The sequence below is a fragment of the Pseudomonas sp. NPDC086112 genome, from assembly GCF_044746425.1.
Lineage (GTDB): Bacteria > Pseudomonadota > Gammaproteobacteria > Pseudomonadales > Pseudomonadaceae > Aquipseudomonas.
This window is the reverse complement of record NZ_JBIVCD010000054.1, coordinates 470-27,101: the sequence shown is the minus strand read 5'-3', so window position 1 is coordinate 27,101 and position 26,632 is coordinate 470. Positions and strand designations below refer to the sequence as shown.

Annotated in this window: 28 protein-coding genes, 4 tRNA genes and 1 pseudogene; 25 read left to right on the top strand and 8 right to left on the bottom strand. The window is 58.0% G+C overall.

Annotated elements, in window-relative coordinates:
• From ACIPLA_RS26005 to ACIPLA_RS25965, 9 genes and pseudogenes are all read left to right on the top strand, one after another.
• A pseudogene (locus ACIPLA_RS26005) lies at positions 1-505 on the top strand (amidophosphoribosyltransferase); the annotation flags it as partial.
• A gap of 148 nt (positions 506-653) precedes the next feature.
• On the top strand, positions 654-1,865 hold the full coding sequence (locus ACIPLA_RS26000; RefSeq protein WP_401177099.1) for an O-succinylhomoserine sulfhydrylase: 1,212 nt from the start codon (positions 654-656) through the stop codon (positions 1,863-1,865).
• Positions 1,862-2,638, top strand: coding sequence for an SDR family oxidoreductase (locus tag ACIPLA_RS25995; protein ID WP_218399166.1), 777 nt, complete (start codon positions 1,862-1,864; stop codon positions 2,636-2,638). The genes ACIPLA_RS26000 and ACIPLA_RS25995 overlap by 4 nt, the downstream gene beginning before the upstream one ends.
• Positions 2,639-2,888: 250 nt before the next feature.
• A tRNA-Val gene (locus tag ACIPLA_RS25990) sits at positions 2,889-2,964 on the top strand.
• 54 nt (positions 2,965-3,018) lie between these two features.
• Positions 3,019-3,095 (top strand) — tRNA-Asp (locus ACIPLA_RS25985).
• Between the two features lie 93 nt (positions 3,096-3,188).
• A tRNA-Asp gene (locus tag ACIPLA_RS25980) sits at positions 3,189-3,265 on the top strand.
• Between the two features lie 259 nt (positions 3,266-3,524).
• Positions 3,525-4,034: a sigma-70 family RNA polymerase sigma factor gene (locus ACIPLA_RS25975; protein ID WP_008007228.1), complete on the top strand. Its 510-nt coding sequence runs from the start codon at positions 3,525-3,527 to the stop codon at positions 4,032-4,034.
• On the top strand, positions 4,031-4,975 hold the full coding sequence (locus ACIPLA_RS25970) for a FecR domain-containing protein (protein WP_401177095.1): 945 nt from the start codon (positions 4,031-4,033) through the stop codon (positions 4,973-4,975). The genes ACIPLA_RS25975 and ACIPLA_RS25970 overlap by 4 nt, the downstream gene beginning before the upstream one ends.
• A gap of 67 nt (positions 4,976-5,042) precedes the next feature.
• Positions 5,043-7,466 carry a TonB-dependent siderophore receptor gene (locus tag ACIPLA_RS25965; RefSeq protein WP_401177092.1) on the top strand — a complete coding sequence of 808 codons (2,424 nt, stop codon included), beginning with the start codon at positions 5,043-5,045 and terminating at the stop codon, positions 7,464-7,466.
• Positions 7,467-7,587: 121 nt separating this feature from the next.
• Here ACIPLA_RS25965 and ACIPLA_RS25960 read toward each other — a convergent pair whose 3' ends face one another.
• A complete protein-coding gene (locus ACIPLA_RS25960; RefSeq protein ID WP_401177089.1) occupies positions 7,588-8,871 on the bottom strand; it encodes an NAD(P)/FAD-dependent oxidoreductase in 1,284 nt (427 codons plus the stop codon).
• A 183-nt stretch (positions 8,872-9,054) separates the two neighbouring features.
• On the opposite strand from ACIPLA_RS25960, the gene ACIPLA_RS25955 reads away from it, so the two are divergent.
• The 4 genes from ACIPLA_RS25955 (at position 9,055) to ACIPLA_RS25940 (ending at position 11,173) form a co-directional block, all read left to right on the top strand.
• Positions 9,055-9,131, top strand: a tRNA-Val gene (locus tag ACIPLA_RS25955).
• Between the two features lie 221 nt (positions 9,132-9,352).
• Positions 9,353-9,820 (top strand): anti-virulence regulator CigR family protein, encoded by a 468-nt coding sequence (locus ACIPLA_RS25950; RefSeq protein ID WP_401177086.1) that lies wholly within the window; start codon positions 9,353-9,355, stop codon positions 9,818-9,820.
• Between the two features lie 176 nt (positions 9,821-9,996).
• On the top strand, positions 9,997-10,506 hold the full coding sequence (locus ACIPLA_RS25945; RefSeq protein WP_401177084.1) for a hypothetical protein: 510 nt from the start codon (positions 9,997-9,999) through the stop codon (positions 10,504-10,506).
• Positions 10,507-10,717: 211 nt separating this feature from the next.
• Positions 10,718-11,173, top strand: a complete 456-nt coding sequence (locus tag ACIPLA_RS25940) for a DUF2214 family protein (RefSeq protein ID WP_218399177.1) — start codon at positions 10,718-10,720, stop codon at positions 11,171-11,173.
• Positions 11,174-11,364: 191 nt separating this feature from the next.
• On the opposite strand, the gene csrA is transcribed toward ACIPLA_RS25940, so the two are convergent.
• Positions 11,365-11,559: a carbon storage regulator CsrA gene (csrA, locus tag ACIPLA_RS25935; protein ID WP_007905913.1), complete on the bottom strand. Its 195-nt coding sequence runs from the start codon at positions 11,557-11,559 to the stop codon at positions 11,365-11,367.
• Positions 11,560-11,808: 249 nt separating this feature from the next.
• Here csrA and ACIPLA_RS25930 point away from each other — a divergent pair, with 249 nt between their 5' ends.
• Entirely contained in the window at positions 11,809-12,174 is a 366-nt protein-coding gene (locus ACIPLA_RS25930; protein WP_218399178.1) for an SPOR domain-containing protein, read from the top strand.
• A 74-nt stretch (positions 12,175-12,248) separates the two neighbouring features.
• Here ACIPLA_RS25930 and ACIPLA_RS25925 read toward each other — a convergent pair whose 3' ends face one another.
• The 3 genes from ACIPLA_RS25925 to ACIPLA_RS25915 all read right to left on the bottom strand — a co-directional run bounded on the left by ACIPLA_RS25925 (position 12,249) and on the right by ACIPLA_RS25915 (position 14,484).
• Entirely contained in the window at positions 12,249-12,938 is a 690-nt protein-coding gene (locus ACIPLA_RS25925; protein ID WP_008007243.1) for an endonuclease, read from the bottom strand.
• A gap of 4 nt (positions 12,939-12,942) precedes the next feature.
• Positions 12,943-13,233 (bottom strand): DUF1654 domain-containing protein, encoded by a 291-nt coding sequence (locus ACIPLA_RS25920; protein WP_218399179.1) that lies wholly within the window; start codon positions 13,231-13,233, stop codon positions 12,943-12,945.
• Positions 13,234-13,395: 162 nt separating this feature from the next.
• A complete protein-coding gene (locus ACIPLA_RS25915) occupies positions 13,396-14,484 on the bottom strand; it encodes an asparaginase (RefSeq protein ID WP_401177078.1) in 1,089 nt (362 codons plus the stop codon).
• 336 nt (positions 14,485-14,820) lie between these two features.
• On the opposite strand from ACIPLA_RS25915, the gene ACIPLA_RS25910 reads away from it, so the two are divergent.
• From ACIPLA_RS25910 to ACIPLA_RS25875, 8 genes are all read left to right on the top strand, one after another.
• Positions 14,821-15,273, top strand: coding sequence for a hypothetical protein (locus tag ACIPLA_RS25910; protein ID WP_218399181.1), 453 nt, complete (start codon positions 14,821-14,823; stop codon positions 15,271-15,273).
• 175 nt (positions 15,274-15,448) lie between these two features.
• Positions 15,449-16,405, top strand: a complete 957-nt coding sequence (locus tag ACIPLA_RS25905; protein ID WP_008075878.1) for a sugar ABC transporter substrate-binding protein — start codon at positions 15,449-15,451, stop codon at positions 16,403-16,405.
• A gap of 56 nt (positions 16,406-16,461) precedes the next feature.
• Positions 16,462-18,015 (top strand): sugar ABC transporter ATP-binding protein, encoded by a 1,554-nt coding sequence (locus ACIPLA_RS25900; RefSeq protein WP_192343338.1) that lies wholly within the window; start codon positions 16,462-16,464, stop codon positions 18,013-18,015.
• Positions 18,012-18,989: an ABC transporter permease gene (locus ACIPLA_RS25895; protein ID WP_123498765.1), complete on the top strand. Its 978-nt coding sequence runs from the start codon at positions 18,012-18,014 to the stop codon at positions 18,987-18,989. The genes ACIPLA_RS25900 and ACIPLA_RS25895 overlap by 4 nt, the downstream gene beginning before the upstream one ends.
• A gap of 3 nt (positions 18,990-18,992) precedes the next feature.
• The gene (locus ACIPLA_RS25890) at positions 18,993-20,012 is read left to right on the top strand and encodes a LacI family DNA-binding transcriptional regulator (protein WP_401177072.1); all 1,020 of its coding nucleotides are present in this window, start codon (positions 18,993-18,995) and stop codon (positions 20,010-20,012) included.
• A gap of 42 nt (positions 20,013-20,054) precedes the next feature.
• Positions 20,055-20,972 carry a ribokinase gene (rbsK, locus tag ACIPLA_RS25885; protein ID WP_401177069.1) on the top strand — a complete coding sequence of 306 codons (918 nt, stop codon included), beginning with the start codon at positions 20,055-20,057 and terminating at the stop codon, positions 20,970-20,972.
• Positions 20,969-21,373, top strand: a complete 405-nt coding sequence (gene rbsD / locus ACIPLA_RS25880; RefSeq protein WP_123498772.1) for a D-ribose pyranase — start codon at positions 20,969-20,971, stop codon at positions 21,371-21,373. Before rbsK ends, rbsD begins: the two co-directional genes overlap by 4 nt.
• Positions 21,374-21,406: 33 nt before the next feature.
• Positions 21,407-22,435: a nucleoside hydrolase gene (locus ACIPLA_RS25875; RefSeq protein ID WP_401177065.1), complete on the top strand. Its 1,029-nt coding sequence runs from the start codon at positions 21,407-21,409 to the stop codon at positions 22,433-22,435.
• 39 nt (positions 22,436-22,474) lie between these two features.
• Here ACIPLA_RS25875 and ACIPLA_RS25870 read toward each other — a convergent pair whose 3' ends face one another.
• A complete protein-coding gene (locus ACIPLA_RS25870; RefSeq protein ID WP_401177062.1) occupies positions 22,475-22,681 on the bottom strand; it encodes a hypothetical protein in 207 nt (68 codons plus the stop codon).
• Positions 22,682-22,812: 131 nt separating this feature from the next.
• Here ACIPLA_RS25870 and ACIPLA_RS25865 point away from each other — a divergent pair, with 131 nt between their 5' ends.
• Entirely contained in the window at positions 22,813-23,118 is a 306-nt protein-coding gene (locus tag ACIPLA_RS25865; protein WP_008075867.1) for a hypothetical protein, read from the top strand.
• 165 nt (positions 23,119-23,283) lie between these two features.
• A complete protein-coding gene (locus ACIPLA_RS25860) occupies positions 23,284-23,601 on the top strand; it encodes an I78 family peptidase inhibitor (protein ID WP_008075866.1) in 318 nt (105 codons plus the stop codon).
• Between the two features lie 72 nt (positions 23,602-23,673).
• Here the strand turns inward: ACIPLA_RS25860 and ACIPLA_RS25855 are convergent, their stop codons facing one another.
• Both ACIPLA_RS25855 and ACIPLA_RS25850 read right to left on the bottom strand, forming a co-directional pair.
• Positions 23,674-23,886, bottom strand: coding sequence for a cold-shock protein (locus ACIPLA_RS25855; RefSeq protein WP_401177058.1), 213 nt, complete (start codon positions 23,884-23,886; stop codon positions 23,674-23,676).
• A 290-nt stretch (positions 23,887-24,176) separates the two neighbouring features.
• Positions 24,177-24,479, bottom strand: a complete 303-nt coding sequence (locus ACIPLA_RS25850; protein WP_123498778.1) for a hypothetical protein — start codon at positions 24,477-24,479, stop codon at positions 24,177-24,179.
• Between the two features lie 374 nt (positions 24,480-24,853).
• Here ACIPLA_RS25850 and thrS point away from each other — a divergent pair.
• Positions 24,854-26,632 (top strand): threonine--tRNA ligase (gene thrS, locus ACIPLA_RS25845; RefSeq protein ID WP_401177053.1); only part of this gene is annotated, 1,779 nt, incomplete at its 3' end.

Genomic DNA, 26,632 nt, shown 5'->3' with positions numbered 1-26,632 from the left:
CATGCCGGGTCAGGCTGCACGGAAAAAATCCGTACGCCAGAAGCTCAACGCCATCGAACTGGAGTTCCGCGGCAAGAACGTGATGCTGGTGGACGACTCCATCGTTCGCGGCACCACCTGCAAGCAGATCATCCAGATGGCTCGCGAAGCTGGCGCCAAAAACGTCTATTTCTGCTCCGCGGCACCGGCCGTGCGTTACCCGAACGTCTACGGCATCGACATGCCGAGTGCTCACGAGTTGATCGCGCACAACCGTTCGACCCAGGACGTGGCTGATCTGATCGGCGCTGACTGGTTGATCTATCAGGACTTGCCTGACTTGATCGAAGCGGTCGGTGGCGGCAAGATCAAGATCGAGAAGTTCGATTGCGCGGTGTTCGACGGCCAGTACGTCACCGGCGACGTCGACGAGGCTTACCTGAACAAGATCGAGCAGGCACGCAACGATGCCTCCAAGGTCAAGACCCAGGCAGTCAGTGCGATCATTGATCTGTACAACAACTGAGTAACTACCGGCCTGTAGGAGCGAGGCTTGCCCGCGAAGCTTTTGGCGTTCCCAAAGGCCCCTTCGCGGGCAAGCCTCGCTCCTACAATGGTGTCCTGCCTCAAGGCCGGTTTTGTATCTACTACCGAACAAGGCAAGGAGTGACAGCATGAGTCAGGATTGGGATGCCGGTCGGCTGGACAGCGACCTCGAAGGCGTAGCGTTCGATACCCTGGCCGTACGCGCCGGTCAGCACCGCACGCCTGAAGGCGAACACGGTGATCCGATGTTCTTCACTTCCAGCTACGTATTCCGTACCGCCGCCGACGCGGCCGCGCGCTTTGCTGGCGAAGTGCCGGGTAACGTTTACTCGCGCTACACCAACCCGACCGTGCGCGCGTTCGAAGAGCGCATTGCTGCGCTGGAAAGCGCCGAACAAGCCGTAGCCACCGCGACCGGTATGGCCGCGATCATGGCGGTGGTAATGAGCCTGTGCAGCGCCGGCGATCATGTTCTGGTCTCGCGCAGCGTGTTCGGCTCGACCATCAGCCTGTTCGAAAAGTACTTCAAGCGCTTCGGCATCGAAGTCGATTACGTGCCCCTGGCGGACTTGTCCGGCTGGGATGCGGCGATCAAGGCCAACACCAAGTTACTGTTCGTCGAGTCGCCCTCCAACCCGCTGGCCGAACTGGTGGATATCAAGGCTCTGTCGGAAATTGCTCACGCCAAGGGCACGATGCTGGTGGTCGACAACTGCTTCTGCACCCCTGCGTTGCAGCAACCGCTGAAGCTGGGCGCGGACATCGTTGTGCACTCGGCGACAAAGTTCATCGATGGCCAAGGCCGTTGCATGGGCGGCGTTGTGGCTGGTCGTAGCGAGCAGATGAAAGAAGTCGTCGGTTTTCTGCGTACTGCCGGGCCGACCCTGAGCCCGTTCAACGCCTGGATCTTCCTCAAAGGTCTGGAAACGCTGAGCCTGCGCATGAAGGCGCACTGCGCCAATGCCCAGCAATTGGCCGAGTGGCTGGAGCAGCAGGACGGTATCGAGAAGGTCCATTACGCGGGCCTTAAGAGCCATCCGCAGCACGAGTTGGCCCTGCGTCAGCAGAAAGGCTTTGGTGCGGTCGTGAGTTTCGAAGTCAAGGGCGGCAAAGAGGGCGCCTGGCGCTTTATCGATGCGACGCGCCTGATCTCCATTACCGCCAACCTGGGCGACAGCAAAACCACCATCACGCACCCGAGCACCACCTCTCACGGCCGTCTCGCGCCGCAAGAGCGTGAAGCGGCAGGGATCCGTGACAGCCTGATCCGCATCGCGGTCGGTCTGGAAGATGTGGCAGACCTGCAAGCCGATCTGGCGCGCGGGTTGGCTGCCTTGTGATCGAGTTGTCGACGCCGACCACGGGTACCCATGGCCGCGTCGCGCTGGTCACCGGTGCTGCGCGCGGCATCGGTCTGGGGATTGCGGCCTGGTTGATCAGTGAAGGCTGGCAGGTGGTGCTGACTGATCTTGATCGAGTACGCGGTTCGAAAGTGGCGAAGGTGCTCGGCGACAACGCCTGGTTCATCGCCATGGACGTCGCGAATGAAGCGCAGGTGGCGCTGGGCGTGGCCGAGGTACTCGGGCAGTTCGGGCGTCTGGATGCGCTGGTGTGCAATGCCGCGGTGGCCGACCCGCACAACATCACCCTGGAAAGCCTCGATCTGGCCTACTGGAACCGGGTGTTGGCGGTGAACCTCAGCGGGCCGATGCTGTTGGCCAAGCACTGCGCGCCGTACCTGCGCGCTCACAGCGGCGCCATCGTCAATCTGGCCTCGACCCGTGCCGGCCAGTCAGAACCCGACACAGAGGCTTATGCGGCGAGCAAGGGCGGCCTGTTGGCCCTGACTCACGCCTTGGCCATCAGCTTAGGGCCGGAGATTCGCGTCAATGCGGTCAGCCCAGGCTGGATCGACGCGCGAGACCCTGCGGCACGGCGTGCCGAACCGCTGACCGACGCCGATCATGCCCAGCATCCGGCGGGCAGGGTAGGGACGGTCGAGGACGTGGCGGCGATGGTGGCGTGGTTGCTGTCCAAGAACGCCGGGTTCGTCACGGGCCAGGAGTTCGTGGTCGATGGTGGCATGACCAAGAAAATGATTTACAGCGAGTAATAGCGCGGGGCGCGGTCTCCAGTACTGAATTTGAATGTGTCGCCGTCTTCGCGAGCAAGCCGGCTCCCACACTGAATTTATGTCGATCACAAACCAGTGGTCTGTCGCGGATCCAGTGTGGGAGCGGGCTTGCTCGCGAAAGCGGTCTGACTGTGTAAGACACAATTTTGTCTTTTTCAGAAAAACTTCAAGCAGGGTATTGACTTAGCTTCGGTACCTGCGTAAATTTCGCGGCCTCGGAGATGCAAACGGGTGATTAGCTCAGCTGGGAGAGCGTCTGCCTTACAAGCAGAATGTCGGCGGTTCGATCCCGTCATCACCCACCACTTCCGAGAGTCTTGCGAAAGCAAGATGGAAGCTTTAAAAGCCTCCACCGACGCGCAGCGGTAGTTCAGTCGGTTAGAATACCGGCCTGTCACGCCGGGGGTCGCGGGTTCGAGTCCCGTCCGCTGCGCCATATTTTCCGAGTCAGGTTTTCCTGGCTCGAGATTGAAAAGCCTCGAAGCTTTCCAGTCAGACGAGTTACTTGGGCGAAAGTCCAAAGCGATACGCAGCGGTAGTTCAGTCGGTTAGAATACCGGCCTGTCACGCCGGGGGTCGCGGGTTCGAGTCCCGTCCGCTGCGCCATATCTGCTTCAAGGCCCACTGAACGCCTTGGAGCTACGAAGCAAGCCGCTGGTAAAGCCAGTGTCTGTTTCGAGTCGATAGCAAAGACCCTGGTCGAAAGACCGGGGTTTTTTGTGTCTGCGATTTGGCTTTTCCTCTCTCATGTCCTTCCCGCCCAACCTTTCTGCGCCCCAATTGCATAAAGGACTTGGTTCACAGCTCCGACATTAATTAGAATCACTCTCATTTACGATAACTCCTTGGCACAGGGCTTCTTGAGATGAGTGATGCAGCGATGCCGAAGGAGCAAACCTTCCACGACCTGTACCGCGATCACCGTGGCTGGCTGGAAGGCTGGTTGAGAAGACGCATGGGCAATGGCTGTGATGCGGCGGACCTGAGCCAGGATACGTTCCTGCGTTTGCTCGCCAGCTCTCAACGAATTGCCGATCTGCAAGAGCCCCGTGCCTATCTGCTGACCGTGGGCAAACGCCTGCTGAGTAATTTCTATAAACGTCGAAGCCTCGAGCAGGCTTATCTGACGGCACTGGCGGCGTTGCCGGAAGACTGTGTGCCGTCGCCCGAGCAGCGCTGGTTGTTGCTCGAAACCCTGCAAGCCCTGGATGAACTACTCGATGGACTGCCAGCGGCGGTGCGTAGGGCGTTTCTCTGGAGTCAGTTGGAAGGCCTGAACTATCAGCAAATCGCCGAGCGCCTGCAGGTATCGGAGCGCACGATCAAACGCTACATGGCGCAAGCCTATGAGCATTGCTTGTTGGTGGAACTGTGAACAGTTCGGTGTCCGATGCCCGTCAGGCCGTGCGAGCTGCCGCGCAGTGGCTCGCCTTGCTGGAATCTGGAAGTGTCAACGAGCAGGATCGTGCGAATCTGCAGCGTTGGCGCGACAGTTGCGTCAGTCACGAGCAGGCTTGGCAGAAGGCTCAAGCCTTGCGTCAGCGGTTTGCCGATCTGCCTTCAGCGTTGGCGCTCAAAAGTCTGGATCGCCCCGATCCGGGTCGGCGTATGGTGCTCAAGCGTGCATTGGGTGCAGTGGCGTTGGTGCCGGCGGCTTGGCTGATCAGCCGACAATTGCCTTTGGATGTCTGGCGAGCCGATCTGCATACGGCCATTGGGGAGCGCAAACAGCTGCAACTCGCTGATGGCAGTTCCTTGCAACTCAACACGGCCAGTGCCGTCGATGTGGATTTGCAGAGCCGTAGCTTGAAGCTGATTGAGGGCGAACTGTCGCTGAAGGTGCCGAGCGCGTCGCCGCTGACGATTCAAACGAAGTTTGGACAGATCATCGTCAGCCAGGGCGAAGTCTGTGTTCGTCAGCAAGCGCGCGGTTGCCGTGTGTCGGTGTACAACGGCGCCGTGCAATTGCAGCCCTTGCAGGGGCTGGCGTTGGCTTTGCGCAGTGGTCAACAAGTCAGTCTTCAAGCAACCGGTGTCGGGCCGATCAGCCCATTCGATGTGCTTGCGCCGGGTTGGCGAGAGGGCGTGCTGATGGCGAAAAACCAGCCGCTGGGAGATTTCCTGCGCGAACTCGGCACTTATCGACCGGGTGTGCTGCGTTGGGAGCCGGAGCTTGAAGCGTTGCGGGTCACCGGCAGTTTCCGCCTGGACGACACCGATCGCGTCCTCGCGTTGCTCGCGGCCAGTCTGCCGCTGGAGGTGCATTCACGTACCCGTTATTGGGTGACGTTGCTGCCGCGCAAAAAAAGTGTGTGAAGCCTGTCCCCTTTTTTCGGCTCGCTTGTCATTCAAGGCATGTGAACGAATCAAGAGAACTCTATCAATGCCCGCAGTAATACCTTGCTGTCCGCGTCCGGCTACTTCCCGCCTGCGTCCGTTGTTGCACCTGAGCCTGATGCTGGGCCTGAGTGCCAGTCCGTTATTCATCACAGCCAGTTGGGCCGAAGACAGTGCCCGGCGCAATTATCAGGTGCCTGCCGGCAGCCTGAGCGATGCGCTGACCCGCTTTGCCGGTCTGTCTGGCGTCAATCTCTCGGTAGACCCGGCGCTGGTGGGTGGTCGCACCAGCCCTGGTCTTTCCGGCGAATTCGCGGTCGAGGAGGGCTTTGCCCGGCTATTGCAGGGTTCTGGTCTGCAGTTGCAGCCGGTGGGCGAACAGGCCTACATCCTGACGCCGGCGCCAGAAGGCAGCAGCCTGCAACTGGCCCCCACTTCGATTCTCGGTGCCACGGGTGGGGCGGACGGCGAGGTGTATGCCGGCGGCCAGGTCGCACGCCGCGGTTCACAAGGTTTGCTGGGCTCGAAAGACTTCATGGAAACACCTTTCAGTATGACCACCTACACCGGTGAGACGGTCAAAAACCTGCAGGCTCGTACCTTGGGCGATCTGATCGCCAGCGATCCTTCGGTTCGCGCCACCAACCCGGCGGGTGGGCGCTATGAGCAGTTCACCATTCGCGGGTTCAGTCTGTTCAACAGTGATGTCGCCTACAACGGTCTCTACGGCGTCCTGCCGACCTATACGATCGACATGGAGATGGCCGACCGCGTCGACATCATCAAAGGCCCGAGCCAGCTCATCAACGGCATATCGCCGCGGGGCAGTGTGGGTGGCGGGATCAACGTGGTGCCCAAGCGCGCGACCGACAAGCCCATCACTTCGTTCACCGGTAGCTACGCTTCCGACAACCAGGTCGGCGGTGCCGTGGATGTTGGTCGGCGCTTTGGTGAGGACAATAAATTCGGTATTCGTTTCAACGGCGTGAAGCAGTCCGGCGACACCGAATGGGATCACCAGAGTGTCGATCGCGAGATGGCCGTGCTGGGCCTGGATTTTCGCGGTGAACGCCTGCGACTCTCGACGGACATCGGGCGCACCGAGCGTGATACCGACGCCCCGCAGGAGCGCGTGCAGGTCGGCGCCAATGCCAAGGTGCCGAATGCGAACGATGTGCGCGACAACTATGCGCAGCCCTGGAGCAAGGCGAGTACCAACGACACGTTCGGGGCGGTGAACGGCGAATTCGATGTCAGCGATTCTGTCATGCTGTACGGCGGTGTGGGCGCGCGTAAAAGCAACCATGACTTCCTCCGGCATGCCGTTGCGGTCACCAACGACGCCGGCGATTTCAGCGTTCAGCCGCGTGACTTCACCCGTGACGAAAATGTCCGGACGGCCACGGCAGGGGTGCGCAACTGGTTTCATACCGGCCCGGTGAGCCATGAAGTCAATCTGGCCGCCAGCTATTTCTACATGGACTTCGAAAATGGCGGCGCCCGTTATGCCGCGGCCCGCAGCAACCTCTACGACCCCGTGGAAACACCAACACCTGGCAGGCCGACTCGACTCGATTCGAAGGTCTACACCGAGAACCGCTTCAGCGGCGTGGCGTTGTCCGACACTCTGGGTTTCTTCGATGACCGGCTGCTGCTGACCCTCGGCGCCCGCTGGCAGCGCGTGAAGGTTGACGACTGGACGGATAACGTCAAAGGCGCCACGGCCTATGATGAGGAAAAGGTTTCTCCGTCAGGCGGCATCCTGTTTAAGGCAACCGATAAGCTGTCGCTGTATGCCAACTACATGGAGGGCCTGAGCCAGGGCAAGATCGCGCCGTCGACCTCTGTGAACGAGGACGAGATATTCCCGCCGTTCATCAGCCGTCAGGTCGAGGTTGGCGCCAAGTATGACGCGGGTGCGTTCGCCGTGACTGCCGCGGTGTTCCGGATCAAGCAGCCGGCCTATGAGACCAACGCCACGACGCGGGTTTTCGGCCCGAACGGCAAGCGTGAGAACACGGGTGTGGAGCTGAGTGTGTTCGGTGAACCGCTCAAAGGCTTTCGCCTGCTAGGCGGTGTCATGTACGTCGACAGCGAGTTGACCAATACCACCAATGGCACCTATGACGGCAACCGGGCACCGGCTACGCCGAAATACAACGTCAACCTGGGCGCCGAGTGGGACGTACCGACCATGCAGGGCCTGACCCTGACCAGCCGGGGCCTCTATTCCAGCTCGCAGTATCTGGACCAGTCCAACAACAAGGAAATCGACGCCTGGGAGCGTTTCGACGTGGGTGCACGCTACGCGTTCAAGATCGATGAAAAGAACATCACCCTGCGTGCCAATGTCGAGAACGTGGCGGACAAACGCTACTGGAGTTCGGCCGGGGCCTCGGATGACAGCGAGCCTGGCTTGACGTTGTCGACCCCACGCACCTACCTCCTTTCGGCGACGGTCGACTTCTGAATCAGGGAAGGGCGCGCGTTCAGCGTAATGCCAGTGAGTGAACCGCTTTTCGTAGGAGCCAGGCTTGCCGGCGAAGGCGTACGTAATGACGCCTTCGCTGGCACCTTTTCACCTCTATCGATCAGTATCCGAACTTGTCCCGCAATCCGTAATACCAGGCGCCCAACGCAGCGAACGGTGTACGCAGCAATTGCCCGCCAGGGAATGGGTAGTGGGGCAAGTCGGCAAAGGCATCAAAACGCTCAGCCTGACCGCGCAATGCTTCGGCCAGTACCTTGCCCGCCAGGTGCGTATACGTTACGCCGTGGCCGCTGCAACCCTGGGAATAGTAGATGTTGTCGCCCAGCCGTCCGACCTGGGGAAGTCGCGACAGGGTCAGCAGGAAATTACCGGTCCAGGCGTAATCGATTTTCACATCCTTGAGCTGCGGGAAGGCCTTGAGCATCTTCGGTCGAATGATCGCCTCGATGTTCGCCGGATCGCGTGCGCCATAGACCACACCGCCGCCGAAAATCAGGCGTTTGTCAGCGCTCAGGCGGTAGTAATCAAGCAGGTAGTTACAGTCTTCGACGCAGTAGTCCTGAGGCAACAGGCGCTTGGCCAATTCATCGCCCAAGGGTTCGGTGGCGATCACTTGAGTCCCGCAGGGCATCGACTTCGCCGCCAGCTCCGGCACCAGGTTGCCGATGTACGCGTTGCCGGCGACGATGATGAATTTGGCCCTGACCTTGCCCTGAGGCGTATGCACCACCGGATTGGCGCCGCGCTCGATGCGCACCGCTGGCGACTGCTCGTAAATGGTGCCGCCCAGCGACTCCACGGCTGCTGCTTCGCCCAAGACAAGGTTGAGCGGATGAATATGCCCGCCGCTCATATCGAGCATGCCGCCGACGTATTGATCGCAAGCCACCACTTCACGGATGCGACGCTGATCCAATAGCTCAAGTTGCGTATGACCGAAGCGCTCCCACAGGCGCTTCTGGGATTCCAGATGGCCCATCTGCTTGGCAGTAATGGCGGCGAACACGCCGCCGTCCTTCAAGTCGCACTGGATGTTGTATTTGACCACCCGCTCACGAATGATCCGCCCACCCTCGAACGCCATTTGCCCCAATAGCTGAGCTTGCTTGGGGCCGACACTGCGCTCGATCACATCGATATCGCGGCTGTAGCTATTAACGATCTGGCCACCGTTGCGCCCTGATGCGCCAAATCCCACTTTGGCGGCTTCCAGGACCGTTACCCGAAAACCGCTCTCCAGCAAAAACAGGGCAGAGGACAGGCCGGTATAACCGGCGCCGATGACACAGACATCAGTCTCTACATCATCCTGCAAGGCCGGGCGCGGCGGCGCTACATTGGCCGACGCAGCGTAATAGGACTCTGGGTAGGGAGTGTTCGCCATCCTGCAGCCTCTGTTTAATATATTTTACGAGTGCATCGATCCTACCCGAGTTAAAAAACCACCGCCAGCCAGCGGAAAATCTTCTTTGCCACAGCAAAATTAAATATTTTGCATATTCATAGGGTTAGGTGAAAAAAAGGTGTTGACACCCCTTCGGAATTCCGTAGAATGCCGCCTCACAGCAGGCACGTAGCTCAGTTGGTTAGAGCACCACCTTGACATGGTGGGGGTCGTTGGTTCGAGTCCAATCGCGCCTACCAAACAAAATCCGCTCTGCTGGGCGGTCTAGAAGGGCTCACCGAAAGGTGGGCCCTTTTTTGTTGTCTGAGTCCCGTCCTGAATAAGGTTTACACCTGTTTCAGGACTAGACACGATTTAACTTGAGCCGATGGCGCCACCTCCAGCGAACATAGTTTCTGAACTAACACAGCCATAACCGTCTATACATTGCAGGGGGCATCCCCTTTCTGAGAGAACGGATATGTTTAGATCTCGCTCGTTGATTGCCGCTATGACGTGTCTTGCCTTGGCGTCCGGTTCAATGACTGCATTGGCCGACCCGGGAAACGGGAAGGGCCAGGGAAGCGGCAAGGGAAATCCACAAAACATCCAGGACCATGGCAACGCCAGCCATGGAAACAAAGGCAAAGGTTCAGGGGGTGACGATTGGAGTCACGGCCCTAGCATCAATCACGGAAGTGTCCTTGGAATCGTGGGTGGTTATCGCGACTATTGGAGCCCTGGGCCCGCCTTGCCACCCGGCATTCAAAAAAATCTCACCCGCGGAAAACCGCTACCGCCGGGGATCGCCAAAAAACTCGATGGCCGATTACTCGGCAGGCTTCCGCATTACGATGGCTACGAGTGGCGCCAGGCTGGCACTGACTTGATATTGGTGGCGATCGCTACCGGGATCATCTACGAGGTTCTCAATGGCGCATTCGATTGATAATGAAACTGACCAATTCAATCGTGTCCTCGCAGCATAACGACCTGTAAATCACGGGAAGCAATGTGCATTGTTCGATAACTGCACATTGCCTGCCGTTGGTCGTTGATCTTTGAACTGTGTGCCGCCGAAACAGTCAATTACTCCGTGCAATATCAACCACACGGAATCTCCCCATGTTATTAAAAAACAAGAGTGTTGCAGCCGTCATGTCATGCGTGATGATGCTCGCAGCCGCCCCCTTATTGCCCGCTGACCTGTCCATCATGAGTTCCGCCTATGCGAAGGATGGTGGTGGTGGTGGTGGTGGTGGTGGTGGTGGTGGTGGTGGTGGTGGTGGTAACGGCGGCGGCAATGGTGGTGGTAACGGTGGTGGCAATGGTGGCGGTAATGGCAGTGGCCACGGTGGTTCCGGCCATTCCGGCGGCGTCAGCAATGGCCACGGCAATGGCTTGAGCAGTGATCACGCAGGCAAAGCTGTACGCGACCGTGGTCTCAGTGGCAACCACTACGGTAATGATCGTAATGGTGATAGCGGCCATGGTTCGGTGACTTCGGGCATTGCGAATTCCCGGGATACGCGAGGAGTAACGAAGGCTTCTGCCATTTCGGCCTCTACGCCTGGCGATCACAATGCTAAAGGACTAAGCAACGCTCGCACTTCGACTTCAAAAAGAACGGATTAAGTCCAGGTTCTCAAAGCCGGGTATCCATCAGGAGCCCGGCTTTTTTGTGCCCGCTATTTGCCAATTCTGTCTGGCGTTGAAGCCTCCGGCATACTGATCACCCTGGCGGTGGTGATTGCGGATAATCAGCGGAGCCGCGTGCGTGGGCAAATCCCCGCCGATGAACTACTACTGTAGGGCTGTTTCAACTTCGTCTGTAAGGAGTATGTCGATGCTGGCTCACTGGTTTCTGGCGGTGATTCACCTCTTGGCCTTTTCGCTAGGCTTCTGGGCGGTACTGACCCGCGGTACGGCTTTACGTCGTCTGATTGCCGGAACAGGGGAGGCGCGCAGCGTTTTGGTTGCGGATAATCTGTGGGGGATCTCTGCAGTCATTCTCTTGGTCACGGGAGGGATGCGAGCTTTTGGTGGGTATGAAAAAGGCACTGATTACTATCTTCACCAACCGCTGTTTCATCTCAAAATGACGCTCTTCGTCCTTATCCTGTTGCTTGAAATTGCGCCGATGGTGACGCTGATCAAATGGCGGATTGCGCTGGGGCGTAGGGCGGCTATCGATACCGGGCGCGCAACGCTGTTTGCCCGTATCAGTCATATCGAAGCGCTGCTGCTGGTGCTGATGGTCGTAGCTGCCACGGGCATGGCGCGTGGGGTAACGTTTGGTTAGCCAGGAATGAGGAAGCTCTTTCTCGCTGCAAATCCGAAACGTCTGACAGTCATGGCATGAGATGGGCGGTAGTATCGGCTCCACGTTGCGACGGTATCGCAAAGAGGCTGGGCAGAGGGCGATGCGGTGCTTGAATCTTTAGCCAGCCGTTATTCGAGGCAGAATGGGCTGGCTACTGACCACAGCAGGATTCAGGGTGTTTGCGGTTTGTCTGGGGCGGTCAGGCCGGCCTGAATGCGTTGGTAGATTTCTTCGCGATGCACCGCAACGTCTTTCGGGGCGTTGATGCCAATCCTGACTTGCTGGCCGCTAACGCCCAGAATGGTGATCGTAATATTGTCACCGATGTTTATGCTTTCACCGACTTTGCGGGTGAGTATCAGCATGGTTTTCTCCTTGATTGCTTTGTGGGGCACCTGATTCGGACAGTGCAGAGGTCGGTATAGGTATAGATTAGTGCGAAGTCTCGCAGTTTGGGTGCCTCTTTCTGACGCGCAGATGCTGCATTAATTCCCAAGGCGTAACTATACAGAGGCCGCAACCATCATTCTCGTTGTTTTGCGCCCATTTTGCGGCGCTTGAACAGGATCCATGAGTGTTAAAATCGCCGCTTTCAGCATTCAGAGGGAAGCGTTGTGCGCAAAATGGCCTTGGTAATCGCAGTATTGACGTTGGCCGGGTGCGGTGAGGGTAAGGGGGTTGACGCTCAAAAGCCGCAACCGGCAGTCGCCTCCGTGCCGGCAGCGACAACCGGTCCACAATGGGACGTCGAGGTGCGCGGCGAAACCCCCCAGGCGGTCAGCGACCTGAGCGGCTGGTTGATTGAGCATAGCTTCGTTTCCAGCGTCATCAGGGAGAATGGAAAGGTTCGTATCCTGATAGGGCCGTTCAATTCGAAAACCGAGGCACAAGCCAAGCAAGCTGAGGTGACGGCAGCGCTTACCCGGGCAAAGAAAAGGAATATCGAGTCGCTGGTGGTCGAACATCCGACGGCTCAATAAACAAAAAACAGCGGTTAGAAACGAACAAAGGCCTGGGGTGTAACGCCCCAGGCCTTTGTGTTTTCAGCGGCCGGTCAGCCGCAGGTTTTCATGTCCACCGGGCCGACAAACTCGTTGCCGCGCCCCATCACGCACGCAACGCTCTGATTGCGTTGACGTTCCCAGGCCTGTACCGGATAGGTTTTATTCCAGGCTTCATACAGTTGCCGATCCTGTTTTGACAGGCGCAAGCCGTATTGCTTACTCATGTAGAAATAAGTCCGGGCGATCATGCCGCGAATGGAAGGGCGGGGCATGACCTTCTTTGCCTTGAAGTCGACCTGTGTCAGGCACGAACCGTATTGACCGGTTTGCACGGGCAACCAGCCGAAGCTGAAGTTGCTGCGATCGCCATTCACCTCGCCGATGCTCGGCACCAGATTGTGCAGATCGGCCTCGGCTTTCTGATAGGTCGGGTCGTACCGTGTGCAGTTCTTGCGACCGCCTTGTTGCCAGCATTCGCGCTGATGGCCGATCTGCCAGGCCGGGACAATGTGTTCCCACTCGATGCGCGAGGCGCGTTTGGCGTTTTTGCGCGGCACATAGCCGCAGGCGGCCAGGTCCACGCGGTTGCCGGTGTATTTGCAGCCGCAATAAAACTCGGTGGATTGCGGGGCGTACAACTTCCACGCGACTTTCTTGGCTTCGTTGAAGGTGCGTGGGGCGCCAGCCTGGGCGCCGAGGGTGATGAACAGCAGCAGTAAAGCAAACCAGCGGACACTCATTGACTCAGTCTTCCTTTGGCACAACCCAGAAAATCTGCACACCGCCATCGTCGCGATGGGCGAGGGTGACGTTATCGTTCTCGTCGATTTCTTCGAGCAAGCGTTCCCACTCATCCACCGGTTCATCTGGAAGACGGAAGATCAGTGCTGCTTTGGCTTTTTGAGCGGTGGGGGAATTGATGATTTTCTGAACGCGCATACCCAGGCGTTCATAGGTATCAGGAGAGACAGAGGGAGTGGCCACGGAATTATCCTTATTAAGCTGTACGGGCATACAGTATTTAACTGTAAGCATTTTCGCAACTGCTTAAAATTCAAGAAAATCCTCTGACAGTAGTTTTTTCCGTTTGGTGTAGGACGATGGGAAATTTTCTATCGGAATAGGTCGTGAACCACTCACCAAGGCTGGCGAGTGGTGGCAGCGATGCCCGACCAGAACAGGTCGGGCGAGGGCGGATCAGTATTCCCAGAACATCCGTTGCAGCTCTTTGCTGTCGTTGGTCTTGGTCAGCGCGACCATGGCCAGGATGCGGGCTTTTTGCGGGTTCAGGTCGTTAGCCACAACCCAGTCGTACTTGTCGTCAGGCTGTTCGGCGTTACGCAGTACGAAACCACCGGCGTTGACGTGGGAAGAACGAATGATTTGTACGCCGTCCTTGCGCAGGGCTTGCAGGGCGGGAACCACGCGGGACGAGACCGAGCCATTGCCGGTACCGGCGTGGATGATGGCTTTGGCGCCCGATTGAGCCAGGGCTTTGTAGGCGGTGTCGCTGACGTTGCCATAGGAATAGGCGATTTCGACGTCAGCCAGGCTCTTGATGGTTTTGATGTCGAATTCCGAATCCATGGTGTGGCGCTTGGCTGGCAAGCGGAACCAGTAGGATTTGCCTTCGACCACCATGCCCAGTGGGCCCCAGGCACTTTTGAATGCCTCGGTCTTGATGTTGATCATTTTGCTGACATCGCGACCCGACTGGATTTCATCGTTCATGGTCACCAGTACGCCTTTGCCGCGTGCGTCTTTACTGCTGGCCACGGCGACGGCGTTGTACAGGTTCAGCATGCCGTCGGCCGACATGGCGGTGCCAGGGCGCATAGAGCCTACGACGATGATCGGCTTGTCGGTTTTTTCCACCAGATTGAGGAAGTAAGCGGTTTCTTCCAGCGTGTCGGTGCCGTGGGTGATGACAATGCCATCGACGTCTTTGCTGTCGGCCAGTTCAGCCACGCGACGGCCCAGTTGCAGCAGGTTGTCGTTGGTGATGCTTTCGGATGCGATCTGCATGACCTGTTCGCCGCGAACGTTGGCCAATTGGCTTAGTTCCGGAACCCCTGCGATCAGCTGTTCGATACCGACTTTCGCCGCTTGATAGGTGGCGCTGTTGGCGGCACTGGCACCCGCGCCGGCAATGGTGCCGCCAGTGGCCAGGATCACCACGTTTGCCAATTTCTGTTGGGTTTCGACTTCTTTTGCCTGAAGGGCGGTGGGCAGAAGCAATAGCAGGGCCAAAGCGCCCGGAATAAAAGTGTTGAAGGCAGATTTCATTATTGTTTTCTCTCGTAGTGAAACGTTGCGGATGCAGGTTCATCTAGACACGCCCCCAAGCAGATCTGAACGCCGGGGGTGTAGGAGAAGAGCAGGATCTGTACCAGCCTGATATTCAACAATAAGATCTTTTAACCATATGATTTTTATATGAATTATTGAAGCGTCTGGAAAAGTTTTCGCATTTGGGTGTCCGGGTTTCCGAACATATGTAGCTTTTACGTTCGGCTCTCCGACCCTCATTGAGACAGTCGACTTGCAAAATCGGAAATCAGTGCTAAAGAAACCCCCGTGCAGGTCGATGCTCCTCTAAAGGGATCTTTTCCAGGAGTTCATATGTCGTTTACTGTCGGTTTTCCAAATGCAGGTGCCATCACTATCGCGGGCAAGTCTCCGGCGACTATCAACGCCTTGAGTGAAGCGACGTCCGACGCCTCGGCCCAAGCGCTGGGTGAAGAGGCGGGTAGTGACAACCAAGTCAGAACCGGTGGCGGTGCGCAGGCTCAGGGCGAAAGCAAATCCGAAAAAAGCAGCAATCAAAGTATTGCGGTGCAGGTGCTGCTCAAGCGCATGCAGGAACTTCAGCAGCAACTGCGCGAACAGCAACAACAATTGGCGGCCGCTCAGGCAGCGAATTATCCGACCCCGGAAGCCAAAGCCACCGCTGTCATGTCGATTCAGGGGCAAATCGCCGATACCAGCGGTGCGCTCGCGCAAGTGACAGGCAATCTGGTCAAAGAGCTGGCCAAGGGTTCCAGCAGCGGCAATCTGGTCAGCACTACGGCGTGAGCAGGGTTGGCTTTTGCCTGTCGGGACACAAAACGGGTCGTTGACAAATCTCGATAGGGTTCGCATAGTTCGGTCTACGCAAACGTTTGCGCGGTCGCCCTTGATGGCTTGATCCCGTAAGGGCAGAGTCCAGCGCAAGCGTTGCTCAGAATAATCATAAGATCGGAGTGAACCCATGAAGCTGCCATTCGCTGGACGTCTTCTCGCTGTCGCAATGCTGGCTGCCGCATCCGCCGCGTTGCCCGTCTCTTCGGCTTTCGCCGAAACCCCTGAAAAACCTAAAGTCGCATTGGTCATGAAATCCCTGGCCAACGAATTCTTCCTGACCATGGAAGACGGCGCCAAGGCTTACCAGAAAGACCACTCCGGCGACTTCGAGCTGATCTCCAACGGCATCAAGGACGAAACGGACACGGCCGGCCAGACGCGCATCGTCGAGCAAATGATTTTGTCCAAAGTCAACGCATTGGTCATCGCTCCGGCAGATTCCAAGGCCATGGTTCCGGTCATCAAGAAAGCGGTCGATGCCGGCATCACCGTGATCAACATCGATAACCAGCTGGACCCGGCCGTGGTCAAAAGCAAAAACATCACGGTTCCATTCGTAGGCCCGGATAACCGCAAAGGCGCGCGTCTGGTGGGTGAGTACCTGGCCAAACAGCTGAAGGCTGGTGACGAAGTCGGCATCATTGAAGGCGTTTCCACCACCACCAACGCGCAACAGCGCACGGCGGGCTTCAAGGATGCGATGGAAGCGGCGCAGATCAAGGTCGTGTCCCTGCAATCCGGTGATTGGGAAATCGACAAGGGCGGCAAGGTTGCCTCGTCGATGCTCAGCGAATACCCGAACATCAAGGCCCTGTTGGCCGGCAACGACAGTATGGCGGTCGGCGCGGTATCTGCCGTGCGCGCGGCGGGCAAGGCCGGCAAGGTGCAAGTGGTCGGTTACGACAACATCAACGCCATCAAGCCAATGCTCAAGGATGGCCGCGTCCTGGCCACCGCCGACCAGTTCGCTGCCCGCCAAGCGGTATTCGGCATCGAGACTGCGCTGAAAATCATCAAGGGCGAGACAGTCGATAGCGGCGCCAACGGCGTCATCGAAACTCCGGTAGAGCTGGTTACCAAGTAGTCTTTCTGGCGACACAACGGTGCTCGCCTCCTGGGGCGAGCACATGGAGAGTTTTTATGTCCGTTTGCGCCCCGAACGCTGTCCTCTCGGTCAGCGGTATCGGTAAAACCTATGCCCAACCTGTCCTCACCGGTATCGATCTGACGCTGATGCGCGGTGAAGTGCTGGCGCTGACCGGTGAGAATGGTGCCGGTAAAAGCACGTTGTCGAAAATCATTGGCGGACTGGTCACGCCGACCACCGGCCAGATGCAATTCCAGGGGCAGGATTACCGTCCCGGCAGCCGGAGCCAGGCCGAAGAGCTGGGCATCCGCATGGTCATGCAAGAACTCAATCTGTTGCCGACATTGTCGGTAGCGGAAAACCTGTTTCTCGACAACCTGCCCAGCCATGGTGGCTGGATCAGCCGCAAGCAATTGCGCAAGGCGGCGATCGAGGCCATGGCCCAGGTCGGCCTGGACGCCATCGATCCGGATACTTTGGTTGGTGAACTAGGTATTGGTCATCAGCAAATGGTCGAGATCGCTCGCAACCTGATCGGCGATTGCCACGTGCTGATTCTCGACGAGCCGACAGCAATGCTCACGGCCCGTGAAGTCGAAATGCTGTTCGAGCAGATCACTCGCCTGCAGGCTCGTGGCGTGTCGATCATCTACATTTCCCACCGCCTCGAAGAACTGGCAAGGGTGGCCCAGCGCATCGCGGTATTGCGCGACGGCAACCTGGTCTGTGTCGAGCCGATGGCCAATTACAACAGCGAGCAACTGGTCACCCTGATGGTCGGCCGTGAATTGGGCGAGCACATCGACATGGGGCCGCGCAAGATCGGCGCGCCGGCCTTGACGGTCAAAGGGCTGACCCGTTCCGACAAAGTCTGCGACGTGTCTTTCGAAGTGCGCGCCGGTGAGATTTTCGGGATTTCCGGATTGATCGGGGCAGGGCGCACCGAGTTGCTGCGCTTGATCTTCGGCGCCGATACAGCCGACAGCGGCACCGTCGCGCTGGGCGCGTCGGCTCAGGTGGTGAGTATTCGTTCTCCGGCCGACGCGGTTGGTCACGGCATCGCGCTGATCACCGAAGACCGCAAAGGCGAAGGCCTGCTGCTGACACAATCGATCAGCGCCAACATCGCCTTGGGCAATATGCCGGTGATTTCCAGCGGTGGCTTCGTCAACAACGGTGACGAGATGTCTCTGGCCCAGCGTCAGATCAACGCCATGCGCATTCGCAGTTCCAGCCCGACGCAATTGGTCTCGGAATTGTCCGGCGGCAATCAGCAGAAAGTCGTGATCGGCCGCTGGCTCGAACGCGACTGCACGGTGATGCTGTTCGACGAGCCGACCCGTGGCATCGACGTCGGCGCCAAGTTCGATATCTACGCATTACTCGGTGAGTTGACCCGTCGGGGCAAGGCGCTGGTAGTGGTGTCCAGCGACCTGCGCGAACTGATGCTGATCTGCGATCGCATCGGTGTGTTGTCGGCAGGGCGTCTGATTGACACCTTCGAGCGTGACAGCTGGACCCAGGATGATTTGCTTGCCGCCGCTTTCGCCGGCTACCAAAAACGTGATGCGCTGCTCAACGAAGCAGCGCCTAGGGATCTTCCATGAATACTGCATCTTTGGCCGGCAAACGTAGTGGCAATTTTTACGGCCTCGGCACTTATCTGGGCCTGGCCGGTGCCTTGCTGGCGATGGTCGCGCTGTTCTCGATCCTGAGCAGCCATTTCCTGTCCTACGACACCTTCAGCACCCTGGCCAACCAGATTCCCGATTTGATGGTGTTGGCGGTCGGCATGACCTTCGTATTGATCATCGGCGGTATCGACTTGTCGGTGGGGTCGGTGCTGGCGCTCGCGGCCTCGGCGGTCAGCGTGGCGATTCTCGGTTGGGGCTGGAGCGTCTTGCCTGCGGCCTTGCTTGGCATGGCGGTAGCGGCATTGGCCGGGACAATTACCGGCTCGATCACCGTGGCCTGGCGGATTCCATCGTTCATCGTGTCCCTCGGCGTGCTGGAGATGGCGCGAGGCCTGGCGTATCAAATGACTGGTTCGCGCACTGCCTACATCGGTGATGCCTTCGCCTGGCTGTCCAACCCGATCGCGTTTGGCATCTCGCCGTCATTCATCATCGCCTTGCTGATTATCTTCATCGCCCAGGCCGTGCTGACGCGTACGGTGTTCGGTCGTTACCTGATCGGCATCGGCACCAACGAAGAAGCAGTGCGCCTGGCGGGAATCAATCCGAAGCCCTACAAAATCATGGTCTTCAGCCTGATGGGGCTGTTGGCCGGGATTGCTGCGTTGTTTCAGATTTCGCGCCTGGAGGCGGCGGACCCGAACGCCGGCTCCGGTCTGGAGCTGCAGGTGATCGCCGCGGTCGTGATCGGCGGCACCAGCCTGATGGGCGGACGCGGTTCGGTCATCAGTACATTCTTTGGCGTCCTGATCATCTCGGTACTGGCGGCCGGTCTGGCGCAGATCGGCGCGACCGAACCCACCAAGCGCATCATCACCGGTGCGGTGATCGTGGTGGCGGTGGTGCTTGATACTTATCGCAGTCAGCGCGCAAGCCGGCGGACCTGAGTCATGGCAACAATCAAGGATGTAGCGGCACTCGCGGGCATTTCCTACACCACGGTTTCCCATGTGGTGAACAAGACGCGGCCGGTCAGTGAGGAAGTGCGGATCAAGGTCGAGGCGGCGATCAAAAGTCTCGACTACGTGCCCAGTGCCGTGGCCCGGTCGTTGAAAGCGAAAACCACCGCGACCATCGGCCTGTTGGTGCCCAACAGCCTCAACCCGTACTTCGCTGAATTGGCCCGTGGCATCGAGGATTACTGCGAGCGCAACGGCTATTGCGTCATCCTCTGCAACTCCGACGACAACCCGGACAAGCAACGCAGCTACCTTCGCGTGTTGCTGGAAAAACGCATTGACGGCCTGATCGTTGCCTCAGCCGGGGGGGATAGCGGTCTGGCCGAAGGTCTGGCGGGCGTGCGTACGCCGATGGTAATCGTCGACCGTGGGCTCGAAGGTCTCGATGCCGATCTGGTGCGAATCGATCACGAATACGGTGCCTACCTGGCGACCCGGCATCTGCTGGATCTGGGGCATCGGGACATCGCCACGATTGGCGGGCCGGCGAGTACCAGCGTGGCGCAGATGCGTCTGGCCGGTTATTGCCGCGCCTTGAAAGAGGCAGGCATCGAAGTGCCGCGCGAGCGCATGCTGGAAAGCGACTTCACCAGCACGGGCGGTTACAACGCCGCCGCGATCCTGCTGGAAAACAACCCGCCCAGCGCGATCTTCGCCGGTAACGACATGATTGGCATCGGTGTGTTGCGCGCCGCCGCCGAGCGCAATATTCGTGTGCCCACCGAGTTGTCGGTGATCGGCTTCGACGATATTCAGATGAGCCGTTACGTCTATCCGGCGCTGACCACCGTTGGTCAATCGATCCTGCAGCTTGGCGAGATGGCGGCCGAAGTGCTGTTGCGCAGGATTGCCACGCCGGATCTGGCAACCGATCAGCGCATCGTGACGCCCAGTATTGTCCTGCGCGAATCGACTGCGCCGCTGGCCAGTACATTCTCCCAATACCGCTGAAATAAAAAGCACCGCAGAAACAGAATTGACGAGTAGTGATGTATGCCAGCAAAAGTAGTGGTAATAGGCAGCCTGAACATGGACCTGGTAACCCGGGCGCCACGGCTGCCCCGTGGTGGTGAAACGCTGATCGGCCAATCGTTTGCTACGGTTTCCGGCGGCAAGGGCGCGAACCAGGCCGTGGCCGCGGCGCGGCTGGGGGCGCAAGTGTCGATGGTCGGTTGTGTCGGCAACGACGCCTATGGCGAAGCGCTGCGCGAGGCGTTGTTGGCCGAGCAGATCGATTGCCAGGCGGTCAGCACGGTCGAAGATTCCAGTGGCGTAGCGTTGATCGTGGTCGATGACAACAGTCAGAACGCGATCGTGATTGTTGCCGGTGCCAACGGTGCGCTCACGCCTGAAGTGATCGACCGTTTCGACGCGGTGTTACAAGCGGCGGATGTCATCATCTGTCAGCTGGAAGTACCGGATGCTACGGTCGGCCATGCTCTGAAGCGCGGTCGTGAGCTGGGTAAAACCGTGATTCTCAATCCGGCGCCGGCCAGTCGCCCGCTGCCGGCGGATTGGTATGCGGCCATCGATTACCTGATCCCCAACGAAAGCGAAGCCTCGGCCCTGAGCGGTTTGCCGGTGGACTCCCTGAGCACCGCCGAAACCGCCGCGGCCCGCTTGATCGCCATGGGCGCCGGCAAAGTGATCATCACCCTGGGTTCTCAAGGATCACTGTTCGCCGATGGCAAACGCTTCGAGCATTTCCCGGTAGCGAAAGTGAAGGCGGTCGATACCACCGCAGCCGGCGACACGTTCGTCGGTGGTTTCGCTGCGGCGTTGGCGGCCGGCAAAAGCGAGGCCGATGCGATCCGTTTCGGCCAGGTCGCCGCAGCGCTGTCGGTCACCCGGGCTGGTGCGCAACCTTCGATTCCCACCTTGTCCGATGTACAGGCCTTTAAAGCACCATGAAAAAGACTCCTTTGCTCAACGTCGCGCTGTCGCGGCTGATCGCCTCCCTGGGCCATGGCGACACGGTGGTGATCGGCGATGCCGGCCTACCGGTTCCGCCCGGCGTCGAATTGATCGACCTGGCTTTGACCCACGGTATTCCAGACTTCGTCAGTACCTTGAAGGTAGTGCTAAGCGAAATGCAGGTCGAAAGCCATGTGCTGGCCCATGAGATTCTGGATAAGAAGCCGTCGGCCTTGAGCGCGCTGGATGAGCTGAATGCCGACGGTGTACTGGGGCGGCGCGAGCTGCTCAGTCATGACCAATTCAAAGTACTCAGCCGACAAGCACGGGCGATTATTCGTACAGGCGAATGTCAGCCGTACTGCAACATCGTTTTGGTGGCTGGAGTAACGTTTTAACTTTCCGTTCTTCCCACGCACAAGGAGTGCCCTATGCAACGCTATGCTCAGAAACTGCACCATCTGCTTCGGAGTCTGCTGCTTTTGTCCCTGATTACCGCAACAAGCGCCCAAGCGGCGGAAAAGATCGACCTGATCATCGACACCGATCCGGGTGCCGATGATGTGGTCGCCTTGCTGTTTGCCCTGGCATCGCCGGAGGAGTTGAATATTCGTGCGCTGACCACCGTTGCGGGCAACGTGCGTCTGGACAAGACTTCGCGTAATGCGCGTCTCGCCCGCGAGTGGGCAGGGCGCGAGGAGGTGCCTGTTTACGCGGGCGCGCCGAAACCAATGATGCGCACGCCGATTTATGCCGAGAACATCCACGGCAAGGAAGGCCTGTCGGGTGTTACGGTGCACGAACCGAAGAAAGGCCTGGCCGAAGGCAATGCGGTCAATTATCTGATCGATACCCTGAAGACCGCCAAACCCCACAGCATCACCATCGCCATGCTCGGTCCACAGACCAACCTGGCGCTGGCGCTGATCCAGGAGCCTGAAATCGTTCAGGGCATCAAGGAAGTGGTGATCATGGGTGGTGCGCATTTCAATGGCGGTAACATTACCCCGGTGGCCGAATTCAACCTGTTCGCCGACCCTCAGGCTGCGGAAGTGGTGCTCAAAAGTGGCGTCAAGCTGACCTACCTGCCGCTGGACGTGACCCACAAGATCCTGACCAGTGACGCGCGCCTGAAGCAAATCGCCGCTCTGAACAACAATGCCAGCAAACTGGTAGGCAATATTCTCAACGAATACGTCAAAGGCGACATGGAGCATTACGGCATTCCGGGTGGCCCGGTGCATGACGCCACGGTCATCGCTTACCTGCTCAAGCCAGAGCTGTTCACGGGGCGTTCGGTCAACGTCGTGGTTGATAGCCGCGAAGGGCCGACCTTCGGCCAGACCATTGTCGACTGGTATGACGGGCTGAAGGCACCGAAAAATGCCTTCTGGGTTGAAAGCGGCGACGCCCAGGGCTTCTTCGACCTGTTGACCCAGCGTCTGTCTCGTTTGAAGTAAGTCATAGGCCCGCAGGTGTCAGCCTGCGGGGTTTTACATTCACTTGCCATCTGTCAGGCCCATATAATCGACGGGGTATTTCTCGAATATCTGGGCGATGAATGTCTGTGCGGCTTGTGTTCCCAGTTCCTTGACCAGCAAATCGATACCAATGATTGCCAGCTCTTCCGGGCTACCCGGGCTGTAAGAGCTGTGGCCTTGTGGCCACTTGGCTTTGATGTCGGCGTCGATGCTTACGGTGGTCATGATGGCGCTCGTGAAGTCGGAAAGGCTGAGTGTCGAGTTAACCATTTTGCGCGGCGTTTGGCACTCCGACTTAGGCATGAGGGGAGGGCTATGCGACACTTGGTCTTTTACGAATTTTCAAGGACCGTGCTGTGCAGATCGATTTGAACACTCCCGACGGCTTGACCCTCGAAGCGGTGCGTCAGTTGCTGGCCTCTGCCAGCGACGATGAACACACTCAGTTGCGGGTCACCAAGGGCGGTATCGCCTACATTTCCTCGGGTATTGTGGGCGGTACGGACATCGACGGGTTGCTGTTTCGCCTGGAAACCTGGGCCAAGGGTTCCGGTTATGTCGGATTGGTCGCGGCCAGCGACGAGGTCTGGGTGATGCAGATTTTCAATGCGCTCAAGGAGAACTGGCCGAAACCGCCTTTCGACTACATCGACGTCTATTGATCGCCGTTCATATTCAGTCACGATTGAATGATGAACGGCAGGGTGATGCTCAGGCAAACTCGTCGCTGTCCGGATCGAGGGCGGGGCGATGGTACTCATCTTGAAACCAAACGCCGAAATGGCGGTCGCACGATCTCAGCTTAACTATTGAAAAAAGGAGGCTTCATGCCTTGGAAGCTCGCGTCATTGGGTACTTTGTTGGCCGCCACTCTGCTGGCCGGTTGCAGCAGTACGTCTACCGAGTCGGCAAAGGACCCCGTGGCGACCGATACCGGCCACAGCCGTTGTGAAGCAAAAGCTGCCGAATTCACCATTGGCAAAAAGGCTTCGCCCCAATTGCTGGAGCAGGCACGTACCCGCTCAGGCGCGCAGAATGCTCGGTTCCTCAAGCCTGATGACATGGTGACCCTGGAATACCGCTCCGATCGCCTGAACCTGAACACCGACAACAACCTGGTGGTCACCCGCGTCAATTGCGGCTGATTGCTTCAGGCTTTTGTTTCGACCATAAAAAACCCCGTCACATGGACGGGGTTTTTTTAGTGCGCCAGAAAATTACTCTGGGCGGACTTGTGCAGCTTGCATACCCTTTTGGCCTTTCTCAGCCACGAAGGAAACGGTCTGGCCTTCTTTCAGGCTTTTGAAACCGTCGCTTTCGATAGCTTTGAAGTGTACGAACAGGTCGTCACCGCCACCTTGAGGAGTGATGAAGCCGAAGCCTTTTTCCTCGTTGAACCATTTAACGGTGCCGGTTTGGCGATTAGACATGGTGTATCTCCAAGAAACATATATTTTCAGTAGTACTGTGCTGCTCAGGCCAACTGGGCACACCGGAGTATCATAGTCGAAATGTTCGCTTTGGGAGCCCCCCGGCGGTGCTGTTTGCCCTACAGTCGTGTTTTCTTTGTTGCTTTGCGTGGCTGAAAGCCCCGGTTTAAAAGGCTTTCAGCCGAAAGTAAAGACATTAAAAAAAGCTGAAAAACCTTCGTAAATCGTACGGAAAAGCTGAAATTCATCCTTTTTTATCAGCGTTGGGCCGAGTCAAAAGGTTTTTTTTCTCACTTTTTCGCCGGTGCATTGGCCTTGCATTTGGCTATCTGACCCAGCGCCTTTTGTTGCAAATCCGGGCTGGCCTTATTGTCCATCAGAGCCTGAATGTCGCTGGCCGGGTACGATTTGATAGCGTCGGCACCACATGCGCAGTGTGACTTGGCTGCCGCAGCGCCGATCTGCGGAGTGGCCGCCTGAGTGCACTGAGCCATGTATTTCTCGCGCTCGCCCTTTGGCCAATCGGCATGGGCAGCCAGCGGCAGCAACAGGACGACGGGTGCGACGATGGCGAATAAACGATTCAGACGCATGCTGGGATGCTCCTTTTGGGTCAATGTCTTGTTATCTGAGGGGTAAAGCGAGGTTCAAGTTCAGCACTCTGGCATAAAAATGCGTGATTTGCCCCAGCAGAAAACCTTGCCACCGCGACGACCGTTCATCTGTGCTAGCATGCCTCGCTCGGGCGTTTGCAAGCTCCGGATGACCTTCAGTCCCGGCAGCGGCAGCGACTCGAATAACCCTGATTTGAATCCCAGTCACTCTGGTTCGGTTTTCCGGTTGGCCGCAAGGCTCCTGCCGCTGTAAGGCAGGCGTTCGTCATTGAATGGCCTGGATCGGATCTTGTACTGGCTCATCCCAACCCTCGTGACCTTTGTTTTGGGTCTCCACTCGGAGAGGAGTCGCCATGCCAACTATTACTCTTCCCGACGGCAGTCAACGTTCATTCGATCACCCGGTTTCCGTAGCCGAGGTCGCCGCATCCATTGGTGCCGGTCTGGCCAAGGCCACCGTGGCCGGCAAAGTCAATGGCAAGCTGGTCGACGCCAGCGACATCATCGATAGCGATTCCTCGCTGCAAATCATTACGCCAAAGGATGAAGAGGGGCTGGAGATCATTCGCCACTCTTGCGCCCACCTGGTGGGTCATGCGGTCAAGCAGCTGTACCCGACTGCGAAGATGGTCATCGGTCCGGTCATCGACGAAGGCTTCTATTACGACATCGCCTTCGAGCGTCCTTTCACTCCGGACGACTTGGCTGCTATCGAACAGCGTATGCAGCAGCTGATCGAAAAAGATTACGACGTGATCAAAAAAGTCACTCCGCGCGCCGAAGTGATCGAAGTGTTCAAGGCCCGCGGCGAAGACTACAAGCTGCGTCTGGTCGAAGACATGCCGAACGAGCAGGCCATGGGCCTGTACTATCACGAAGAATACGTCGACATGTGCCGCGGTCCGCACGTGCCGAACACGCGCTTCCTGAAATCCTTCAAGCTGACCAAACTGTCCGGCGCCTACTGGCGTGGCGATGCCAAGAACGAGCAATTGCAGCGCGTTTACGGCACCGCATGGGCGGACAAGAAGCAGTTGGCGGCTTACATCCAGCGCATCGAAGAAGCTGAAAAGCGCGATCACCGCAAGATCGGCAAGCGTCTGGGCCTGTTTCACACCCAGGAAGAGTCGCCGGGCATGGTGTTCTGGCACCCGAACGGCTGGACTCTGTACCAGGTGCTCGAGCAGTACATGCGCAAGGTTCAGCGCGACAACGGCTATCTGGAAATTAAAACTCCACAAGTCGTTGACCGCAGCCTGTGGGAGAAATCCGGGCACTGGGCCAACTACGCCGACAACATGTTTACCACTCAGTCGGAAAACCGCGACTACGCCATCAAGCCGATGAACTGCCCGTGCCACGTGCAGGTGTTCAATCAGGGCCTGAAAAGCTACCGCGAACTGCCGATGCGTCTGGCCGAGTTCGGTGCCTGCCACCGTAACGAGCCGTCGGGTGCACTGCACGGCATCATGCGCGTTCGCGCCTTCACTCAGGACGATGCTCACATCTTCTGTACTGAAGAGCAGATGCAGGCCGAATCCGCTGCGTTCATCAAGCTGACCATGGACGTCTATGCCGACTTCGGCTTCAAAGACGTCGAGATGAAGCTGTCCACTCGTCCGGAAAAACGCGTCGGTTCCGACGAGTTGTGGGATCGCGCCGAAGCTGCACTGGCTGCAGCCCTTGATAGCGCTGGCTTGCCATACGATCTGCAGCCGGGCGAGGGTGCGTTCTACGGTCCGAAGATCGAGTTCTCGCTGAAAGATTGCCTCGGCCGCGTCTGGCAATGTGGTACCCTTCAGCTCGATTTTAACCTGCCTGTCCGTCTGGGAGCCGAATACGTCTCTGAAGACAACAGTCGCAAGCACCCGGTTATGTTGCACCGGGCGATCCTGGGCTCCTTCGAACGTTTCGTCGGAATCCTGATCGAGCACTACGAGGGTGCATTCCCCGCGTGGCTGGCTCCGACCCAGGCAGTGATCATGAATATCACTGATAAACAGGCTGATTTTGCCGCTGAGGTTGAAAAAACCCTCAATGAAAGCGGATTTCGTGCCAAGTCTGACTTGAGAAATGAAAAGATCGGCTTTAAAATCCGCGAGCATACTTTGCTCAAGGTTCCCTATCTCTTG

What these genes read in the sequence shown, in the direction of transcription:
- ACIPLA_RS25900 (WP_192343338.1), top strand. Translation starts at nt 16,462, where the DNA reads ATGTCCGTTTGCGCCCCGAACGCTGTCCTCTCGGTCAGCGGTATCGGT.
- ACIPLA_RS25890 (WP_401177072.1), top strand. Translation starts at nt 18,993, where the DNA reads ATGGCAACAATCAAGGATGTAGCGGCACTCGCGGGCATTTCCTACACC.
- ACIPLA_RS25960 (WP_401177089.1), bottom strand. Translation starts at nt 8,871, where the DNA reads ATGGCGAACACTCCCTACCCAGAGTCCTATTACGCTGCGTCGGCCAAT.
- ACIPLA_RS25860 (WP_008075866.1), top strand. Translation starts at nt 23,284, where the DNA reads ATGCCTTGGAAGCTCGCGTCATTGGGTACTTTGTTGGCCGCCACTCTG.
- ACIPLA_RS25915 (WP_401177078.1), bottom strand. Translation starts at nt 14,484, where the DNA reads ATGAAATCTGCCTTCAACACTTTTATTCCGGGCGCTTTGGCCCTGCTA.
- ACIPLA_RS25850 (WP_123498778.1), bottom strand. Translation starts at nt 24,479, where the DNA reads ATGCGTCTGAATCGTTTATTCGCCATCGTCGCACCCGTCGTCCTGTTG.
- ACIPLA_RS25925 (WP_008007243.1), bottom strand. Translation starts at nt 12,938, where the DNA reads ATGAGTGTCCGCTGGTTTGCTTTACTGCTGCTGTTCATCACCCTCGGC.
- ACIPLA_RS26000 (WP_401177099.1), top strand. Translation starts at nt 654, where the DNA reads ATGAGTCAGGATTGGGATGCCGGTCGGCTGGACAGCGACCTCGAAGGC.
- ACIPLA_RS25905 (WP_008075878.1), top strand. Translation starts at nt 15,449, where the DNA reads ATGAAGCTGCCATTCGCTGGACGTCTTCTCGCTGTCGCAATGCTGGCT.
- rbsK (WP_401177069.1), top strand. Translation starts at nt 20,055, where the DNA reads ATGCCAGCAAAAGTAGTGGTAATAGGCAGCCTGAACATGGACCTGGTA.
- ACIPLA_RS25950 (WP_401177086.1), top strand. Translation starts at nt 9,353, where the DNA reads ATGTTTAGATCTCGCTCGTTGATTGCCGCTATGACGTGTCTTGCCTTG.
- ACIPLA_RS25870 (WP_401177062.1), bottom strand. Translation starts at nt 22,681, where the DNA reads ATGACCACCGTAAGCATCGACGCCGACATCAAAGCCAAGTGGCCACAA.
- ACIPLA_RS25855 (WP_401177058.1), bottom strand. Translation starts at nt 23,886, where the DNA reads ATGTCTAATCGCCAAACCGGCACCGTTAAATGGTTCAACGAGGAAAAA.
- ACIPLA_RS25910 (WP_218399181.1), top strand. Translation starts at nt 14,821, where the DNA reads ATGTCGTTTACTGTCGGTTTTCCAAATGCAGGTGCCATCACTATCGCG.
- ACIPLA_RS25920 (WP_218399179.1), bottom strand. Translation starts at nt 13,233, where the DNA reads ATGCTTACAGTTAAATACTGTATGCCCGTACAGCTTAATAAGGATAAT.
- ACIPLA_RS25965 (WP_401177092.1), top strand. Translation starts at nt 5,043, where the DNA reads ATGCCCGCAGTAATACCTTGCTGTCCGCGTCCGGCTACTTCCCGCCTG.
- csrA (WP_007905913.1), bottom strand. Translation starts at nt 11,559, where the DNA reads ATGCTGATACTCACCCGCAAAGTCGGTGAAAGCATAAACATCGGTGAC.
- ACIPLA_RS25875 (WP_401177065.1), top strand. Translation starts at nt 21,407, where the DNA reads ATGCAACGCTATGCTCAGAAACTGCACCATCTGCTTCGGAGTCTGCTG.
- rbsD (WP_123498772.1), top strand. Translation starts at nt 20,969, where the DNA reads ATGAAAAAGACTCCTTTGCTCAACGTCGCGCTGTCGCGGCTGATCGCC.
- ACIPLA_RS25945 (WP_401177084.1), top strand. Translation starts at nt 9,997, where the DNA reads ATGTTATTAAAAAACAAGAGTGTTGCAGCCGTCATGTCATGCGTGATG.
- ACIPLA_RS25975 (WP_008007228.1), top strand. Translation starts at nt 3,525, where the DNA reads ATGAGTGATGCAGCGATGCCGAAGGAGCAAACCTTCCACGACCTGTAC.
- ACIPLA_RS25940 (WP_218399177.1), top strand. Translation starts at nt 10,718, where the DNA reads ATGCTGGCTCACTGGTTTCTGGCGGTGATTCACCTCTTGGCCTTTTCG.
- ACIPLA_RS25895 (WP_123498765.1), top strand. Translation starts at nt 18,012, where the DNA reads ATGAATACTGCATCTTTGGCCGGCAAACGTAGTGGCAATTTTTACGGC.